Below are 17,297 nucleotides of genomic sequence, written 5' to 3'. Positions count from 1 at the left end.
GCGGCTCCGCCTAACCCGAAGTTTCCCGGGCGGCCTTCTCGGCCTGGGCCGCCTTGACCCGGCCCTCGTTGATCTCGGCCATGGCCTCGGGAATCTCACCGGCGGTGAACTTGTCACGGCCGGTGGGCAGGCCGCCGAACGCGTAGGTCTCGTCGAACAGCGGGGCGTCCGACGGACGGCGACGCGATTCCACCTTCTCGATCACCGGCTCAAGACGCTTGGCCTTGTCCGCCACCGCCTTCGCGTCCCGCTCGATGAACTCGGGCAGGATCTCCTTGCCCATGATCTCGATGGACTCCATGGTGCCCTCGTGGCTGCGGGGGTTGAGCAGCAGGATGATCTCGTCGACCCCGCTCGCCTCGTAGGCACGCAGGAATTCCCGCACGGTGTCGGGCGAACCGATGGCGCCACGGCCGGGACCGTAGGCCAGCGTCGGATCCTCCTTGACCGCCTCCTCGTACCGTTCCCACACCTTGGTGCGGCCGGGGGTGTGCATGCCGGTCAGGTAGTAGTGCATGATCCCGAACGAGAAGAAACCGCCGCCGATGCCAAGGCGCTTGAGTGCCTCGTCGTCGGACTTCGCCACCATCATCGACAGGTCACCGCCGATGGCCAGGATGTTGGGGTTGATCGCCGGCGTGATCGGCGCGCCCTGCTCTTCGAATTCTTTGTAGTACCCGTCGACCCGCTCCTTGAGCGCCTCGGGGCCGGTGTAGGCGAAGCTCAACGCGCCGATGGCCTTCTGCGCGGCCATCTGCACCGACGACGGGCGGGTGCACGCGACCCAGACGGGCGGGTGCGGCTTCTGCAGCGGCTTGGGGATCACATTGCGCGCAGGCATCTCGACGTGCTCGCCCTTGAAGCCGGTGAACGGCGCCTCGGTCATACAGCGGATCGAAACCTCAAGGGCTTCTTCCCACATCGTGCGCTTGTCCGCCGGGTCGATGTCGAAGCCGCCGAGCTCGGCGACCGAGGATCCTTCACCGGTGCCGAACTCGACCCGCCCGTTGGACAGGTGGTCCAGCGTGGCGACGCGCTCGGCGATGCGGGCCGGGTGGTTGATCGGCGGCGGCAGGTGCATGACGCCGAAACCCAGCCGAATGTTCTTGGTCCGCTGGCTGGCCGCGGCCAGGAACATCTCCGGCGCGGTGGAGTGGCAGTACTCCTCGAGGAAGTGGTGCTCGGTGAGCCAGACGGTGGAGAAACCGGCCTTGTCAGCGGCCTCCACCTCGGTCAGGCCGTGCTGGAACAGTTGATGTTCGTCATCCTCCGACCACGGCCGGGGCAGTGGGAACTCGTAGAACAGCGAAATCTTCATCGGTTTCCTCCTGAGGGGTTGCTGACGGTGTCCTGGATCGGTTGGTTGGCGGCTGGTGTAACTGCTTGTGCGACAGCATGTTGGGCCTGTGCGATGTGCCTGGCCGCCACATACCCGAAGGTCATCGCCGGCCCGATGGTCGCGCCCGCACCGGCGTAACTGCGGCCCATGACCGCCGCCGAGACGTTGCCCACCGCGTAGAGACCGGCCACGGTGGACTCATCGGAGCGGAGCACCCGGGCGTGCTCGTCGGTGCGCAGGCCGCCCGAGGTGCCCAGGTCGCCGAGGATGATCTGGAACGCGTAGTACGGCGGCTTGCCGAGCGGACGCAGATTGGGGTTCGGCAGGGTCGGGTCCCCGTAGTAGTTGTCGTATGCGCTGTCGCCGCGGTTGAAGTCGTCGTCGTGACCGCCGTGTGCCAGCTGGTTGAACCGCTCGGCGGTGGCGCGCAGGTTCTGCGCGGGCACTCCGATCTTTCCGGCCAGCTCGTCCCAGCTGTGTGCTTCCACCACGACACCCGAATCCAGCCAGGCCCGAGGCACCTTGCGTCCGGTGGGCACCGGCGCGAACGGAATCTTCGGGATGGGCAGGTGCCCGGCCACCACGTAGCGGTGGAACGAGTCGATATCGGTGACGAGCCAGCACGGGATGTGGTCGACACCGGATTCCTGGCCCTTGATCATGGCGTGGGCGAAGTCCATGTAGGGCGCAGCCTCGTTGATGAACCGCTTACCCTCGCCGTTGACGACGAACTGCGACGGCATCATCCGCTCGTTCAGCATGAACTGCAGCCGGCCGTCGGGCCAGCAGATCGCCGGGAACCACCAGGCCTCATCGAGCAGCTCGGTGGCGCCCCCCACCTTTTCACCGGCCCGGATGCCGTCGCCGGTGGCCGCGGGATTTCCGAAGCTCCAGTCCTTCTCGAGCACCGGCAGGTGCTCCTTACGCCACGCCATGTCGTGGTCGAATCCGCCGGAGGCCAGGATCACGCCACCCGTGGCCCGGATCCTCACCGCGCGCCCGTCCCGTTCGACGACGGCGCCGAGCACCGCACCGTCCGGCCCGGTGATCAGCGAGGTCATCGGCGCATCCAGCCACAGCGGGATGTCGTGCTGCTTGAGCGCCAACCGCATCCGGGCGGCCAGCGACTGGCCGATGGCGGCCATCCGGTCACCGAACACCCGGGCCCGCACCATCCGCCAGATCAGCTTCAGCAGCACGGCCTTGCCGTGCCAGTTCTGCCGGATCTGATAGAAGAGTCGAAGGTCTTTGGGGGCGAACCAGATTCCCTTGGGCGCCAGGGCCAGCGGAGCGAGTAACTCCTGTTCGTGCTCACCGAGTTTGCGCAGGTCGATGGCCGGGACGTTGATGGTACTGCCCTGGGCCGAGCCGCCCGGGAGCTCCGGGTAGTAGTCGGCGTAGCCCGGCTTCCAGACGAACTCGAACCAATCGCTGTTGTGCTCGAGGAAATCCATCATCTCCGGCGCGGCCTCGACGTACTTGCGCAGGCGGGCGTCGCTGACGGTGCCGTCGGTGATCTGCTTGAGATAGTCGAACACCCCGTCCGGGGAGGGGACGTAGCCGGCCCGGCGCTGCGACGGTGCCCCTGGCACCCAGATTCCGCCGCCCGAGAGCGCTGTGGAACCGCCGAAGTGGGAAGACTTTTCGACCACGAGGGTGTCGAGACCGGCGGCATCGGCGGCCAACGCCGCTGTCATTCCGCCGCCGCCGGAACCGACGACGAGCACGTCGACCGTTTCGTCGAACGTAAAGCTGTCTGAAGTCATGCTGCGATTCCTACCGCCGTCCTGATTGCGAATCCTGCGATCAATTCCGGTGCCGCCCGGTAGAAATGGTTTCCGGTCCGGTACGGCCCGTTGGCTCCCAGAGCCGCGAAAGCAGCCACCCAGGTGCGGATCTCGTGTGCCGAGTTGCCCCCTTCGGTGGCGATGAAGGTGTTGGACCAGCTGTCCAGATCAGCGAGCCGGCCCTCGTCGAAGATCTCCAGCAGGCTGTGGTCCCACTCGGGATTCAGCGGCCGCAGCGCACTGTCACCGTGGGCGAAGTCGTGCGCGGCCTGGCTCACCGCGGTCTGCCGGGCCATGCGCTGCTCGGCGGTCATCGGGACCCCGTGCACGATCCGGTCCAGCGCCGCCGGCGGTGCAGTGGCCAGTGTTGGCACCGGTGGGTCATGTGAGAGCCCACCGGACCCCAGCACCAACACCCGCTTGTCGAGGGTCGACAGGAAGGCACCGACGGCCGCTCCGAGTGCGCGGGACCGCGCCAGCGGCCCCAGCGGAGTGGCAACGGAATTGATGAAGATCGGCAGGATGGGACGCGCGGTCGCGTCGCCGAACAACTCCTGCAGCGGCTGCACGGTGCCGTGGTCGACCTCCATGCTCGTCGAAACGGCCACGTCCACACCGGATTCCCACACTGCCTCCGCACACTGCTGGGCGATGTCGCCGGCCACGTTGAGCGCGCCCTCGTACGTCCCGTAATCCCCCACTCCCGCCGCGGCGGTGCCGATGCAGAAGGGCGGCATCAGCCGGTAGAAGAATCCGTTGTAGTGGTCGGGCGAGAAGGTGACGACCAGTTCGGGGTCGTAGTCGGCCACGAAGGACCGAGCAGCGGCGAGGGCCGAGCCGATCTCGTCGAGGAGATCAGCCGACGGTCCCGGAAGATTCAGCAGTGGGCTGTGGGACATACAGCACAGGGCTACTGGCACCGTTCACTCCTCCTTCCACCACATGCAGCACGTCGAACAAGGCATCGCTCAGTTCCGGGGCACGCTGCGCGATGTCGGCCCCGGCGATGCAGCGGTCCGGGCGCAGCACGAGCACGGATTCGGCGTGCACGTCGAACCAGGACTTGAGCGCGCCCGTGCGGTCGCCGACGATCACCACGGAGCCGTCATCGTGGTCGGCGTCGTGCCCGGTCCAGAACAACTGGGTCTGCGGCCGAGCAGCAATGAACTTGGCTCCCAGAGCTTTCCAGCGCGTATACGCCTGCTCCCCGAGCAATGCACGCGGGTTGTTGTTCCAGCACAGCACCGCGAAGTTCAGCCCGATCACATCGTCGAGCAGGACATTCGACTGCTCGCGGGTGTCCACGCGCGGCTGGATGAACAACGTGCCCACAGGTGCATCGGGTGCAGGCGGCTTGGCGTGGTAGACCGCCCCCTGGTCGTAGCGCGGCATCGGCTTGAACCGCATCTCCAGCACGTAGCGCTTGAGTGCCGGAACCACCGAGGCGCCGCGAATCAGCTTGTCGCGCAGCACCGCGATCTTGCGGTTGGTGGGCGAGATGACCCGGCCCACCAACGTGGACAGGTCGATCATCGCCCGTGCGTGCTTGCGGCGCTCGGTGTCGTAGCTGTCCAGCAGTGCGTCGCCGGCCTGGCCGTTGACCACGGCGGCCAGCTTCCAGCCGAGGTTGGCCGCGTCCCGGATACCGCTGTTGTAACCCTGGCCCTGCCACACCGGCATCAGATGTGCGGCGTCGCCGGCCAGCATGAACCGGCCCTTGCGGAAGTTGCCCGCGATCCGGGAATGGTGGGTGTAGACCCGGCGACGGATCACGTCCACCTTGTCCGGATGCGGCACGAACGGAGCCAGCAGCCGCGCCACGAACTCGGGATCCTCGGCCTGCTCGTCGGTTTCGTCGGCGTGGATCATGAACTCGAACCGTCGGATGCCGTGCGCGATCGAGATCGAGGCGTATGGCCGGTCCGGGTCGGCACCGACCTCGCTGTTCGGGTGTCCCAGCGGGTCATTGGCCAGATCGACCACCACCCAGCGGGTCGATGAAGTGGTGCCGTCGAAGGACACTCCCATCAAATGGCGGGTGGCGCTGCGCCCGCCGTCGCAGCCCACCACGTACCGCGCCCGCACCGCAGGCACGTCCGGCCCGAATTCGATCGTCACTCCGTCGGCGGACTCGACTGCCGATTCCATCCGTCGACCCCAGGCCACCTGCACGTGCTCGAACCGGTCGAGCCCGGCGAGCAGTTGCGCGTCGACGAGCGGCTGGACGAAACCGTTGCGCTTGGGCCAGCCGAATCGTGCGTCCGGAGGAGCCATTTCGGCCAGCAGCCGGCGGTTGCCGTCGTAGAACCGCAGGATCTGATTGGGCACCGTGTGCGGCAGGATCGCCTCGACCAGACCGATCGACTGGAAGGTGCGCAGCGATTCGTCATCGAGTCCGACGCCGCGGGGGTAATCGATGAGGGTGTCGCGTTCCTCTACCACGAGGGTTCGGACACCCTGGATGCCAAGAACATTCGCCAGGGTCAGGCCGACCGGCCCGGCCCCGACGATCACGACGTCGACGTCGTCAGCCACGTTCGCGCCCTAACAGGAAGTCCAGGTGCAGCCGGTTGAAGGTCTCGGGGTCTTCGTACTGCGGCCAGTGCCCGCAATCGGGCATCACCTCGAACCGGGCGCGGGGGATCATCGAGGCGATCCGCCGGCCCTCACTGACGTCGGCAGTCGGGTCGTCACTGGTCCACAACACCAGCGTCGGCGCGGTGATCGACCCGTACTCCTTCTCCCCCAGCAGGTTCCGTGCACGGATCTCCGGATCCTGCAGGGCCATGATGTCGCTCATCGCGGCGACGAAACCGGGCTGGCGGTACACCGCCTGGCGGCTCGCCACGATGTCGTCGTAATCCCTTGTCTTATCGGCCATCAACCACTTGATCCGGGCCTGCACGGTCTCCCAGCTCGGGTTCTCCGCAGCCGCCATCGACAGCGTGATGATCCGCTTCATCACCTCGGGGTCGGCCTGCGAACCACCGGCGGTGTTGAGGACCAGCTTCTCGACGCGGTCCGGGTGATCGGCGGCGGCCCGGGCGGCCACCCAACCGCCCAGCGACTCACCCGAGATGTGCGCGCGTTGCGCACCGATCGTGTCGAGGAACCCGATCAGGTGATCGACGTAGTGCGCGACCTCCAGCGGATGGCCGGGCTTGTCGGTGTAGCCGTGCCCGAGCATGTCGATCGACCAGGTCGAGAAGTGCTCGGCATGAGATTCCAGGTTGCGCACGTAGGCCTCGGCATGCCCGCCCGATCCGTGCAGCAGAACCAGCGCAGGCAGCTTCGGGTCGCCGGCATGCAGGTAACGGGTGCGGACGCCACCCACGTCGAGGTAACCCTGCGAGAACGCGACGCCCTGCAGGTCCGCCCAGACACTCTCGTGCTCGGTAGCCGAAACGGAACCGGATGCCGGCCCGGCGGCAGTGCTTGTCATGTTCCCCTCTCCGGAGGTAGGGAGAATGCTATTCTCCAAATTTGTAAGCACTTTGCTCATATATCGCACATCTGCGTGCATTATTATCAGAGCATCACTCTCGCGGTGCTATCTGTCAAGGAGGGGCGCGATGCCGGCCAAAGCAACCCAGCCGCAGCCACAATCGAAGACCGACGGCACTCCCACCGGAGCGCCCGGTTCCCAGACGTTGGCGCGCGGACTGAGCGCGCTGGCAGCCATTGCCGCGGCACCTACCGGGTTGACGGTGCAGCAGGTCGCCGACCACGTCGGGGCCCACCGCACGATCGCGTACCGGTTGCTGGCCACCCTGAGCCAGTTCCGTTATGTGACAAAGGGTGAGGACGGCCGCTACCGGCCCGGCGCCGGCCTGGCCGCCCTCGGGGCGTCCTTCGACAACAACATGCGCGCACTCAGCGTCCCGACGCTGCGCGCCCTCGCCGACGAACTCGGAAGCACGGTCTCCCTGTTGGTCGCCGAGGGCGACCAACAGGTGGCGGTCGCGGTGATCGTGCCGACGCAGGTGTTCTACCAACTGTCCTTCCACGAGGGCAGCCGCCATCCGCTCGACCGCGGCGCGGCGGGGGTGGCGCTGCTGGCGAGCATGCCGCCGCGGCCCGGCGAACGTGAGCTGGTCCGCCAGACCCGCGAACAGGGCTGGGTGATCACCCACGGCGAGATCGAGCCGGACACCTACGGTCTGGCCGTGCCCGTGCGCCGGCGACTGCCGTCGCCGCCCACCTGCATCAACCTCATCTCGCACCGCGAAGACGTCGTGCTGGGCGGCAAAGACGCGGTGGTCCGAGCGGCGAACGAACTATCGGCGATCCTGTACTGAAAGGGAATGACAGTGACCCGTACCGAATTCGATTGGGATGACGAGGTCGACGTCGTCGTACTGGGCAGCGGAGGCGCCGGACTCACCGCGGCACTGACCGCGTCCGTCAACGGCGCGTCGGTCGCGATCTACGAGAAGGCACCCACGGTCGGCGGCACCACCGCGGTCTCCGGCGGCATCGTGTGGATCCCGGCCCATGACCGCAGCACCGACGGCCCACTGCCGGTCGCCGACGCGATCGACTATCTGCAGGCCCAGTCGCTCGGCTACATGGATGCCGATCTGGTCGACACCTTCGTGCGGACCGGCCCTGCGATGCTCGATTTCGTCGAGGAGCACAGCGAGCTGCGCTTCGCCGTGGCCGAGGGCTTCCCCGACTACAAGCCCGAACTGCCCGGCGGACGGCCCGGCGGTGGCCGCTCACTGAGCGCAGGCCCGGTGGATCAGGCGAAGCTCGGTGCCTGGAAGGACCGGATCACCTCTTTCCCAGCCGATTTCAGCAATGTCGGGATCGACGCGGAAACCCGCGCCCGCATCCACGCCGTCTACCACGATCCCGACGCCGACCTCTGCGTCGCCGGCACCGCACTGATCGCCGGGCTGCTCCGGGGTCTGCTCGATCGCGGCATCCTGCCGGTCACCGAGGCCCGCGCACTCGAGCTGATCGGCGGCGCCGACGGCATCGCCGGGGTGCGGATCAGCATCAACGATGCAGAGATCACCGTGCGTGCCCGCAGCGGCGTGGTGCTGGCCACCGGCGGATTCGAATGGGACGCCAAGCTGGTCGAGGCCTACCTGCGCGGGCCGATGCGCGGCGCCGTGTCCCCGCCGAACAACACCGGCGACGGACTGCGGATGGCCATGGCGCACGGCGCGGATCTCGCCAATATGGGTGAGGCGTGGTGGGTTCCGATCGTGCAGATCCCCGGCGACACCATCGACGGTCATCCGCGCAGCCGCAGCGTGCGGCTGGAGCGCACTCGGCCGCGCAGCGTCATCGTCAACCGGGCAGGTAAGCGTTTCCTCAACGAGGCCGGCGAATACAACTCGATGGCAGGTGCTTTCCAGTACCTCGACCCCAAAATCGGCTACGCCAACGATCCGGCCTGGATCGTGTTCGACTCGGTGCACCTGCAGCGCTACGGCTTCCTCGGCGTCGAACCGGGCGATGCGGTGCCGGACTGGTTCTGCGAATCGGCCACCCTCGCCGAGCTGGGCGCCAAGACCGGTATCGATGCCGAGGGCCTGGCCGATACCCTGAATCGCTGGAATGACAACGTCTCCCGCGAGATCGATCCGGATTTCGGCCGGGGATCCAGCGCCTACGACGGCTACTGGGGCGACAACTCGGCGGCCACCCCGGCCGGCCAGACGCTCGGCCCGCTCGACACCGCGCCGTTCTATGCGGTGCCGGTCAAGATCGGGGCGATGGGCACCAAGGGTGGCCCCCGCACCGACCGCGACGGCCGGGTCCTGCACGTCAATGGCGCCCCGATCCCCGGCCTGTTCGCCGCGGGCAACGCCATGGGCGGAGTGACGGGTAAGGCCTACGGCGGCGCAGGCGGCACCCTCGGCCCGGCAATGGTGTTCGGCTACCGCAGCGGATACGCCGCAGCTACCGGCAAGTCGGTGAGCTGATCGGCTACGATCGGTGTCACGAAAGCCGCTGTCTACCACCAGTTCAAGACCAAGGAAGCCATCGTCATCGCGCTCACCGAACGCGGACTCGGCCAGCTGGAGGATGCCATGGAGGCCGCTGGGGCCGGGGGCGCTACCCAGCTGACTCCGCGATCAGTTGCGCCGCAGCGCTGTACGGGTCCGTGGTGCCGTCGGCCACCGCAGCGGCCAGCCCTTCCAACTCACCGTGATTGCGCAGCAAGGTCTGGGCCAGTGACAGGATCTGGGTGCGGGCACGGGCGGTGCGCCGCTCCGCGGTATCGGACCGGTGGTGAGCGTCGATGGCCTCGACCAGCTCGGCCAGTCCGTCTCCTTGGGCCGCAACGAGTTTGAGTACCGGGACACTGGCCTCGGCCCGCAGGTCACGGGCAGTTTGATCGGCACCCTCGCGGTCGGCCTTGTTGACCACCACGAGATCGGCGACTTCCAGCAGCCCCGCTTTGGCGGCCTGCACGGCGTCGCCCGCGCCGGGATTGAGGATCACCACGGTCGGATCCGCGATCGCGGCGATCTCGATCTCGGACTGCCCCACGCCCACCGTCTCCAGCACGATCAGGTCGTAGGACAGCGCCGCCAGCAGCCGAATCGCCGCGGGTACCGCGGCAGCGAGCCCGCCCAGGTGTCCGCGGGTGGCCACCGATCGGATCAGCACGTCGGGATCGTTGATGTGGGCGGCCATCCGGATCCGGTCTCCGAGAAGCGCACCGCCGCTGTACGGGGACGACGGATCCACCGCCAGCACCGCGACCCGCAGACCGCGCTCCCGATACGCACCGACGAGAGCACCCACCGTCGTCGACTTTCCGGCCCCGGGCGGTCCGGTCACCCCGATGACGCGCGGCGAAGCGGGGCCGAGCACCGCGAGAACCTCGTCGCGGCGGTCACTTTCGACCAGGCTCAGCAAGCGCCCGACAGCACGCTGGGACCCGCCGCGAGCCGCGGCGATGAGTTCTTCGATAACTGACATCGGAAAAAAGCCTACGGCGCTGTATTTCATGTCGCCGCCGAGGCGGCTCCGTCTACCTCGATGACCGTCGCCGAGCCCATCCCGCCGCCGGCACACATCGCGGCCACGCCGATGCCTCCCCCGCGCCGCCGAAGCTCATGGACCATCGTGGCCAGCATGCGCGCCCCGGTGGCGGCCACCGGATGCCCCAGTGAGCACCCGCTACCGCTGACGTTGACGATCTCCGGGTCGAGGTCAAGCAGCTTGATGGTGGCCACGCACATCGAGGCGAACGCCTCGTTGATCTCGAACAGGTCCACGTCCGACAGCGAAAGGCCGGCCCGGCCAAGCGCTTTGGTGATGGCTTCGACAGGGGCCAGCCCGGTCGACGCCGGGTCCACACCCACCGAGGCCCAGGACTTGATGGTGGCCAGGGCCGGCAGCCCGAGGTTGTCACTGGCGATGGTCAGCAGTGCGGCGGCGTCGTTGGCCCCGCACGCATTACCTGCCGTGATGGAGAACCCGTCGATCTCGGGATGCAGCGGCTTGAGCGCGGCCAGCTTCTCCAGCGTGGTGTCACGACGCGGATGCTCGTCGGTGTCGAACAACCCGTGCGGAGTCTGGATCGGGACGATCTCCTCCTTGAAGCGGCCCGCGTCGATCGCCGCGATGGCCTTGAGGTGCGAACCCAACGCCCATCGGTCCATCTCCTCGCGGCTCACCCCGGCCTTCACCGCGGCATTCCAGCCGACCGTGATCGACATGTCCATGTTCGGCGCATCCGGGCGGTCGGGATGGGTGGGCGGGAACCAGCTCACCCACTCGGCGTCCTTGGCGCTTCCGGCCGCGCGGATGAACCGGGGTGAGGTGGACGCCGAGTTGACGCCGCCGGCGAGGATCAGCCGGTCCATCCCCGCCCGGACGCTGGCGGCGGCGCTCTGCACGGCGGCCTGACCGGCTGCGCAGTGCCGATTGACGGACCCCCCCGGGACCGTCGCGAGACCGGCGGTGATGGCGGCGTGGCGAGCGATGACGCCGCCGCCGTAGAGCCCCTCGCCGAGGATCACGTCGTCGATCGATGCGGAGAGATCGGCAGGAATGTTCTCCAACGCCGCCCGCACCACGTGATCGGCGAGCGCATAGGCGTCCGTATCGCGCAACGTGCCCTTCTTGGCGGTGCCGATGGGGGTTCGCAGCGCGGACACGATGACGGCTTCAGGCATTGATCTGCTCCCTGGTTCACCCGATACGAGAATGTTATTCTCTCAGTCAGAGAGCACGAGTTGCAAGAAGGGGAACCGTATGCAAATCGCCGGTAGTTCCGCGATCGTCGTCGGCGGCGCGGGTGGCCTGGGTGAGGCGACAGTCCGCCGCCTGCAGTCAGCGGGAGCGAAGGTGGTCGTGGCGGACCTCGCCGACGAGAAGGGCGCCGAGCTGGAGAAGGAGCTGGGCGTGCGCTATGTGCGCACGGACGCCACTTCCGAGGAATCGGTGCTCGCTGCCATCGCCGAGGCTGAAGCGCTTGCCCCACTCCGCATCTCGGTGGACACCCACGGCGGGCCCGCCGCCGGTGGACGCCTCGTCGGCAAGGACGGCTCCCCGCTGGACCTCGACGGTTTCAAGAAGACCATCGAGTTCTACCTGACCGCGGTGTTCAACGTGATGCGCCTGTCGGCCGCGGCGATCGCCAAGACCGAGCCGCTGGAGGAAGGCGGCCGCGGCGTCATCGTCAACACGGCGTCGATCGCCGGGTACGAGGGCCAGATCGGTCAGTTGCCGTACTCGGCCGCCAAGGGCGGCGTGCTCGGCATGACGCTCGTCGCCGCGCGTGACCTGTCGCCGCTGGGTATCCGGGTCTGCACCATCGCCCCCGGCACCATCAACACCCCCGCGTATGGCAAGGCAGCCGATCAGCTGGAGCAGTACTGGGGCCCGCAGGTGCCGTTCCCCAAGCGCATGGGCCGGTCGGTCGAGTATGCCCAGCTGGCACAGAGCATCATCGAAAACGACTATCTCAACGGCGAAATCATCCGCCTCGATGGGGCATTGCGGTTCCCGCCCAAGTAATAGAGTCTGTCGCAATGGATCTGATCGGAAAGGTCGCCTTCGTCGCCGGGGCCAGCCGCGGCATCGGCGCGACGATCGCGGCCGCACTGGCCGCCGAGGGTGCCGCGGTGGCCGTGGCCGCTCGCTCCGAAGAACCGGGCAAGCTGCCCGGCACGATCGGCTCGGTGGCCGCGGCCATCAACGATGCGGGTGGCCGCGCGCTGCCGGTCGCCTGTGACGTCACCGACGAGGAATCGGTGAACACTGCTGTTGCCAAAACAGTTTCGGAGTTCGGTGGGATCGACATCCTGGTCGCCAACGCCGGTGTGCTGTGGCTCGGCCCGGTCGAGGCCACGCCGCTCAAACGCTGGCAGCTGTGCCTGGATGTCAACCTCACCGGGGTGTTTCTGGTGACCAAGGCGGTGATCCCCGAGGTTCGCAAGCGCGGCGGCGGGTCCCTCATCGCGGTTACCACCACCGGGGTCGACATGGTCGAGCACGGCGCCAACGCCTACTGGGTGTCCAAGGCCGCAGCCGAGCGGCTCTACCTCGGCCTGGCCGCCGACCTACGCGGCGACAACATCGCGGTCAACTGCCTGAGCCCGTCGCGCGTGGTGCTGACCGAGGGTTGGCAGGCCGGCGGCAGCGGACTGCAGATCCCACCGGAGATGGTCGAGCCGCCGGAGACCATGGGCCACGCAGCCGTACGACTGGCCGGTCAAGATGCCAGTGGCGTCACCGGCACCGTGCAGCGCTCCGAAGCACTCACCTTCTGACGCACCGCGAGCGTGCGTGTCTGCTGCCCGACACGCCGCTTTCGGTAGGCACTGTGCGCACTGTCGTCGCCGACGAGTGTGCACATATGACTGCCTGCCGACGACGCCGTCGTGCGTAACACCATGGCGGAATAATTGCTGAATCACCGCCACTGCGTTACGCACGCGATTGCCGTAACGGCTTGCGCACCTTCACGTCCCGCGAGCGTGCGTGGAATGCTGCCTCGGCACGGAGTGTCGGGCAGCAGACACGCACGCTCGCGGTGCTGGGTGAGCAGCGCTGGGTGAGCAGCGCTGGGTGAGCAGCGCTGGGTGAGCAGCGTCAGTTCTTGGCGATCAGGCCGTCCACGATCCGATTGAAATCAGCCGTGCCGAACGAAACGTACTCGGCGAGGTTGGCGTAGTCCAGCGACGCCATCACCTGCTGCTCCAGCTGGATGTTCATCAACCGCTTGGTGGCCTCGACCGCCTGCTTGGGCAGGTCGATCAGCTTCTTGGCGCACGCGATCGCCTCGGTCAGCGGGTCCTCGACCACGTGGTTGGCCAGGCCGAGTTCCAAGGCACGCTGCGCCTTGATCCGCACCCCGGTAAGCGCAAACTCCTTGGCCTGCAACAGGCTGATCTGCGAACCCCACACCAGCGGCCCACCGTCGGCGGCCACCAGTCCGATCTGTACGTGCGGATCGGCGAAGTGCGCGGTCTCGGCCATGTAGACGACGTCGGACAACGCGGCCAGGCTGCAACCGAGCCCGACGGCCGGGCCGTTCACCGCGGCGACCACCGGGATGCGGCAACGCACCATGCCGATGACGAGGTCGCGTCCGTGCTTGATCGTCTTCTGCCGCAAGGCTTCATCGCGACGCAACTCATCGAGGTAGTTGAAGTCGCCGCCCGCTGAGAACGCCCGGCCCGCACCGGTGATCACGGCTGCGCGCGCCTCGGCGTCCTCGTTGAGCTCTTCCCACAACCGTGCGAGCCCGACGTGCAAGTTGTCGTTGACCGCGTTGAGGGCATCGGGGCGGTTCAGGGTGATGATGCGCAGGGCGCCGTCGGCCTGCACGTCGATTTCTTCTGGCATTCCGTACATCTGGCTAAACCCCTAGTCCGAGGATGCGTGACGCGATGATGTTCTTCTGGATCTGTGACGTGCCACCCATGACGCTCTGCGCACGGCTGTACAGGTAGGCCTCGAGCAGTTCTGGGTCCTTGGTCCCCGTCACCGCGAGCGCGGCATGGCCGACGGACTGCTCGACCCAGGTCATCAGCAGCTTGTCCAGCGAGCCGTCCGGGCCGTGCTTGAGCCCGTCGAGCTGTTCGGACAACCGCCGTCGCACGTGCAGGCGCAACATCTCGGCCTGTACGCCCGCCCAGGCGAGGTCCTCCGGCACCTTGCCACCCGAGCCTTCGACCCGAGAAGCCATCTCCCGCACGAGCTTTCCGTAACGCGCCGAGTAACCCAGCGTCGACGGCTCACGCTCATGGCTCACCACGGTCATGGCCAGACGCCAGCCGTCGCCCGGTTCCCCGACCATGTTCGAGGCCGGCACCACCGCACCGTCGAATGCCACCTGGCCGAACTCGGTGGTGACTCCGTTGATCATCTGCAGCGGTCGCTGCTCGATGCCGTCCTGATGCATCGACACGATGAATGCCGAAATGCCTTTATGCCGAGCCACATCCTTATCCGTGCGGGCCAGAACCAGGCACCAGTCCGCCACATCGGAGTAGCTGGTCCAGATCTTGTGCCCGTTGATGATGTAGTTGTCACCGTCGCGCGTCGCCGTCGTGGTCAGCGAAGCCAGGTCCGAACCGGCGCCGGGCTCCGAAAAGCCCTGGCACCAACGCTCAGTGCCGTTGATCATCCCCGGCAGGAACCGCTGCTGCAGTTCCTTGCTGCCGTGGTGGCCCAGGCCCACCACCAGGTACCCGAGGCTGGGGCGCGGTGGGGCGCCGGCCCGGGCCAGCTCCTCGTCGACGATGACGTCGTAGACCGGCGGCAGGTCCTGGCCGCCGAACTCCTTGGGCCACGAGGTGCCGAAAAACCCTGCGGTGTAGAGGGCCTGGTGCCACTCCCCCATGCGAGCCCAGTAGTCGTCGCCGGATGCCTTGAACGATGCGGCATTTTCCGCCAGCCAGGGCCGGAGCCGGTCGCGGAAGGCAGCTTCCTCGGTTGAATCACGAAAGTCCAAGATCAGTGACCTCCAAGTCCTCGAGCTTGACGGGCCACAACTCGGTGGCCACCAGAACGCGGCGCAGATACACATGCGCCAGGCACTCCCAGGTGTTGCCGATACCGCCGTGCACCTGGATGGCGGTCTCGCAGACCGTCCGTGCGGCCCGGGCGCAGTAGACCTTGGCGATCTTCCCCGCCCGCACGGCTTCTTCTGCAGGCAGCTCGTCGACCGCCCACGCCGCGTGCCGCAGCACGCTGATCGAACCCTCGATCAGGGCGAGCCCCTCCGCCAGCAGGTGCGCGACGGCCTGATACGAACCGATCGTGGAGCCGTACTGCTCACGGACTTTCGCGTAGTCGACAGCCAGCGCGTGCGCACCGCGGGCGGCACCGACCAGGTCGGCGCAGGTGCCCACCAGCGCCAGCGCCCGCCAGCGCAGGGCGTCCTCGCCCGACAGCTCGGCGAGCTCGGCGGGCGACTCGACCACGCCCACCGTGCTGTGGGTCAGATCCACTCCGGCGGTGGCGGCTTCGTCGGTACCGGCCTTGATCTCACGGTCGAGGCGGCGGGCCAGATCGTCGGCGAGCACGTGACCCAGGAAGGGCACGTCGACCAGCCCGCGGGCGAACTCCTCGGCGATGATCGCCACTTCCACGCCGGAGGCACCGTCGGACCGCAGGGTGCGCCACTCGGTTGCGGCGACCGTGCTCTCCAACCGGGCGATCCGGCCCTCATCCGACAATTCTCCGACCGCATCCGGTCCGAGGTCGTCGGCCAGTTTCGCTGCGGCCTCGCGCAGCTGCTGCTGTTCAGACGTCAGACGAACGTCCATGCCGCTCCTTCAGCACTCGTCGCAATACCTTTCCGGAAGGTAACCGGGGTATCTCGGTTACGAACTCCACGCGGCTGGGCCGCTTGTACGAGGCCAGCCGCGCACCGACAAGATCGATGAGCTCCTCGGCTGACACCGCAGAATGTGTCGCCACGGCGGCCACGATGGCCTCCCCGTCCGCCGCATCGGTCACCCCGAACACCGCACAGTCGGTGACCGCGGGATGGCCGTGCAGCACCGCCTCGACTTCGGCAGGTGCCACCTGAAACCCTCGGACCTTGACCATCTCCTTGGAACGGTCGGTGATATGCAGGTACCCGTCGTCATCGAGAAAGCCGATGTCGCCGGTGCGGTACCAGCCGTCACAGAATGCGCCCGCGGTGGCGTCCTTCGGCAGATAGCCGGCCATCACCGAATCCGACCGCACCTGGATCTCGCCGCCCTCACCGATCCGCACCTCGACCCCGCGCACCGGGGTACCCACGGTGTCGATGTGAATGGCGTCCAACGGATTACAGGCGATCACCGGAAGTTCGGTGGTGCCGTACGCGGTCAGCCACCGGATCCCGGCGCGCTGCGCGACGTCCTCGGCCACACTGCGGGTCACCGGGGTGGCACACCACATCACGTAGCGCAGCGAGGACAGATCGTAACGACCCAGATCGGGGTGGGAGGCCAACGCCAAAGCAATTGGTGCCACTGCCATTTCGATGGTGATCCGATCGGATTCGATGTGGCGCAACATCGTGTCGACGTCGAACCGGCGGTGCAGCCGCATCCACGCACCGGTGTCGAGCACCATGGCGATGTTGAGCAATCCCAGGATGTGCGACGGCGGCGTCATGATCTGCATGCGGTCCGCGCTGGTGAATCCCAGCGCCCGACGCCAATGCTCGACGGCCGCGGCGAACCCGCGATGGGTGTGGCGCACAGCCTTGGGCAGGCCGGTGGTCCCGGAGCTGAAGACGAACAATGCGTCGCTGTCCGGATCAGGAACGTCGAACTGCCGCAGGCCCGGGGTGATGGGCTCGTCCAGATGCAGCATCGGCATCTGCGAAGCCAGCGCGTCGTGATCGCCCACCGCATGGCTCGGCGCGGTCAGCTCAAGGACGTGAGCCACCTCGGCCGCCTTCCACGCCGGGCTGATCAGCACGGCCACCGCCCGCAGTCCCCAGATCGCCCGCAGGGCGACGACGAACTCGGGGCGATTGGACGACATGATCGCGACCCGGTCGCCCGGCCGCACCCCGCGGTGCTCCAACGCGGTGGCCATCCCGCTGGTCAGCGCATCGAGTTCGGCCAGGGTGTACTCGCGGTCATCGAACGCGAGCACGACGGGGTCACTCAAGGTCCAACCCCTTTCCCCGGACACCGCTGGGCGTCGAGCACACCGAGAAGATACTATCAGTTAGCGAGAATGGT

15 protein-coding genes and 1 pseudogene are annotated in these 17,297 nt (G+C 67.4%); 5 read left to right on the top strand and 11 right to left on the bottom strand.

What is annotated here, in order from left to right; all coding sequences use genetic code 11:
- Positions 1–10: 10 nt before the first annotated feature.
- From G6N57_RS15505 to G6N57_RS15485, 5 genes are read right to left on the bottom strand one after another with little or no spacing between them, the layout of a single operon-like run.
- Positions 11–1,318 (bottom strand): LLM class flavin-dependent oxidoreductase, encoded by a 1,308-nt coding sequence (locus tag G6N57_RS15505; protein WP_077741565.1) that lies wholly within the window; start codon positions 1,316–1,318, stop codon positions 11–13.
- Positions 1,315–3,105 carry an FAD-binding protein gene (locus G6N57_RS15500; RefSeq protein ID WP_077741566.1) on the bottom strand — a complete coding sequence of 597 codons (1,791 nt, stop codon included), beginning with the start codon at positions 3,103–3,105 and terminating at the stop codon, positions 1,315–1,317. The genes G6N57_RS15505 and G6N57_RS15500 overlap by 4 nt, the downstream gene beginning before the upstream one ends.
- Positions 3,102–4,025 carry a 3-carboxyethylcatechol 2,3-dioxygenase gene (locus G6N57_RS15495; RefSeq protein ID WP_234815744.1) on the bottom strand — a complete coding sequence of 308 codons (924 nt, stop codon included), beginning with the start codon at positions 4,023–4,025 and terminating at the stop codon, positions 3,102–3,104. Before G6N57_RS15495 ends, G6N57_RS15500 begins: the two co-directional genes overlap by 4 nt.
- Complete coding sequence (locus G6N57_RS15490; protein WP_077741568.1) at positions 3,982–5,661, bottom strand: bifunctional 3-(3-hydroxy-phenyl)propionate/3-hydroxycinnamic acid hydroxylase; 1,680 nt, start codon at positions 5,659–5,661, stop codon at positions 3,982–3,984. The genes G6N57_RS15495 and G6N57_RS15490 overlap by 44 nt, the downstream gene beginning before the upstream one ends.
- Entirely contained in the window at positions 5,654–6,568 is a 915-nt protein-coding gene (locus G6N57_RS15485; protein ID WP_077741569.1) for an alpha/beta fold hydrolase, read from the bottom strand. The genes G6N57_RS15490 and G6N57_RS15485 overlap by 8 nt, the downstream gene beginning before the upstream one ends.
- 130 nt (positions 6,569–6,698) lie before the next feature.
- On the opposite strand from G6N57_RS15485, the gene G6N57_RS15480 reads away from it, so the two are divergent.
- The 3 genes and pseudogenes from G6N57_RS15480 to G6N57_RS15470 all read left to right on the top strand — a co-directional run.
- On the top strand, positions 6,699–7,424 hold the full coding sequence (locus G6N57_RS15480; RefSeq protein WP_077741570.1) for an IclR family transcriptional regulator: 726 nt from the start codon (positions 6,699–6,701) through the stop codon (positions 7,422–7,424).
- A gap of 6 nt (positions 7,425–7,430) precedes the next feature.
- Entirely contained in the window at positions 7,431–9,062 is a 1,632-nt protein-coding gene (locus G6N57_RS15475; RefSeq protein WP_077741571.1) for an FAD-dependent oxidoreductase, read from the top strand.
- Positions 9,063–9,071: 9 nt separating this feature from the next.
- A pseudogene (locus G6N57_RS15470) lies at positions 9,072–9,188 on the top strand (TetR family transcriptional regulator); the annotation flags it as partial.
- 7 nt (positions 9,189–9,195) lie between these two features.
- Here the strand turns inward: G6N57_RS15470 and meaB are convergent.
- Positions 9,196–10,068, bottom strand: a complete 873-nt coding sequence (gene meaB, locus G6N57_RS15465) for a methylmalonyl Co-A mutase-associated GTPase MeaB (RefSeq protein ID WP_077742072.1) — start codon at positions 10,066–10,068, stop codon at positions 9,196–9,198.
- 26 nt (positions 10,069–10,094) lie between these two features.
- A complete protein-coding gene (locus tag G6N57_RS15460; RefSeq protein ID WP_077741572.1) occupies positions 10,095–11,270 on the bottom strand; it encodes a thiolase family protein in 1,176 nt (391 codons plus the stop codon).
- Between the two features lie 79 nt (positions 11,271–11,349).
- Between G6N57_RS15460 and G6N57_RS15455 the strand changes: the two genes are divergently transcribed.
- Both G6N57_RS15455 and G6N57_RS15450 read left to right on the top strand, forming a co-directional pair.
- Positions 11,350–12,114, top strand: a complete 765-nt coding sequence (locus tag G6N57_RS15455; protein ID WP_077741573.1) for an SDR family NAD(P)-dependent oxidoreductase — start codon at positions 11,350–11,352, stop codon at positions 12,112–12,114.
- Between the two features lie 14 nt (positions 12,115–12,128).
- Complete coding sequence (locus G6N57_RS15450) at positions 12,129–12,869, top strand: SDR family NAD(P)-dependent oxidoreductase (protein ID WP_097926549.1); 741 nt, start codon at positions 12,129–12,131, stop codon at positions 12,867–12,869.
- Positions 12,870–13,191: 322 nt separating this feature from the next.
- Here the strand turns inward: G6N57_RS15450 and G6N57_RS15445 are convergent, their stop codons facing one another.
- The 4 genes from G6N57_RS15445 to G6N57_RS15430 are packed head-to-tail and all read right to left on the bottom strand — an operon-like array spanning position 13,192 to position 17,223.
- Positions 13,192–13,956: an enoyl-CoA hydratase/isomerase family protein gene (locus G6N57_RS15445; RefSeq protein WP_077741574.1), complete on the bottom strand. Its 765-nt coding sequence runs from the start codon at positions 13,954–13,956 to the stop codon at positions 13,192–13,194.
- A 4-nt stretch (positions 13,957–13,960) separates the two neighbouring features.
- Positions 13,961–15,058, bottom strand: coding sequence for an acyl-CoA dehydrogenase family protein (locus tag G6N57_RS15440; RefSeq protein ID WP_077741575.1), 1,098 nt, complete (start codon positions 15,056–15,058; stop codon positions 13,961–13,963).
- The gene (locus G6N57_RS15435) at positions 15,045–15,875 is read right to left on the bottom strand and encodes an acyl-CoA dehydrogenase family protein (RefSeq protein WP_077741576.1); all 831 of its coding nucleotides are present in this window, start codon (positions 15,873–15,875) and stop codon (positions 15,045–15,047) included. Before G6N57_RS15435 ends, G6N57_RS15440 begins: the two co-directional genes overlap by 14 nt.
- Positions 15,853–17,223, bottom strand: a complete 1,371-nt coding sequence (locus G6N57_RS15430; RefSeq protein WP_077741577.1) for a class I adenylate-forming enzyme family protein — start codon at positions 17,221–17,223, stop codon at positions 15,853–15,855. The genes G6N57_RS15435 and G6N57_RS15430 overlap by 23 nt, the downstream gene beginning before the upstream one ends.
- Positions 17,224–17,297 lie beyond the last annotated feature (74 nt).

Origin of the sequence: Mycolicibacterium boenickei (genome assembly GCF_010731295.1) — a bacterium.
Taxonomy (GTDB): domain Bacteria; phylum Actinomycetota; class Actinomycetes; order Mycobacteriales; family Mycobacteriaceae; genus Mycobacterium; species Mycobacterium boenickei.
This window is presented reverse-complemented; position numbering and strand designations above follow the sequence as displayed.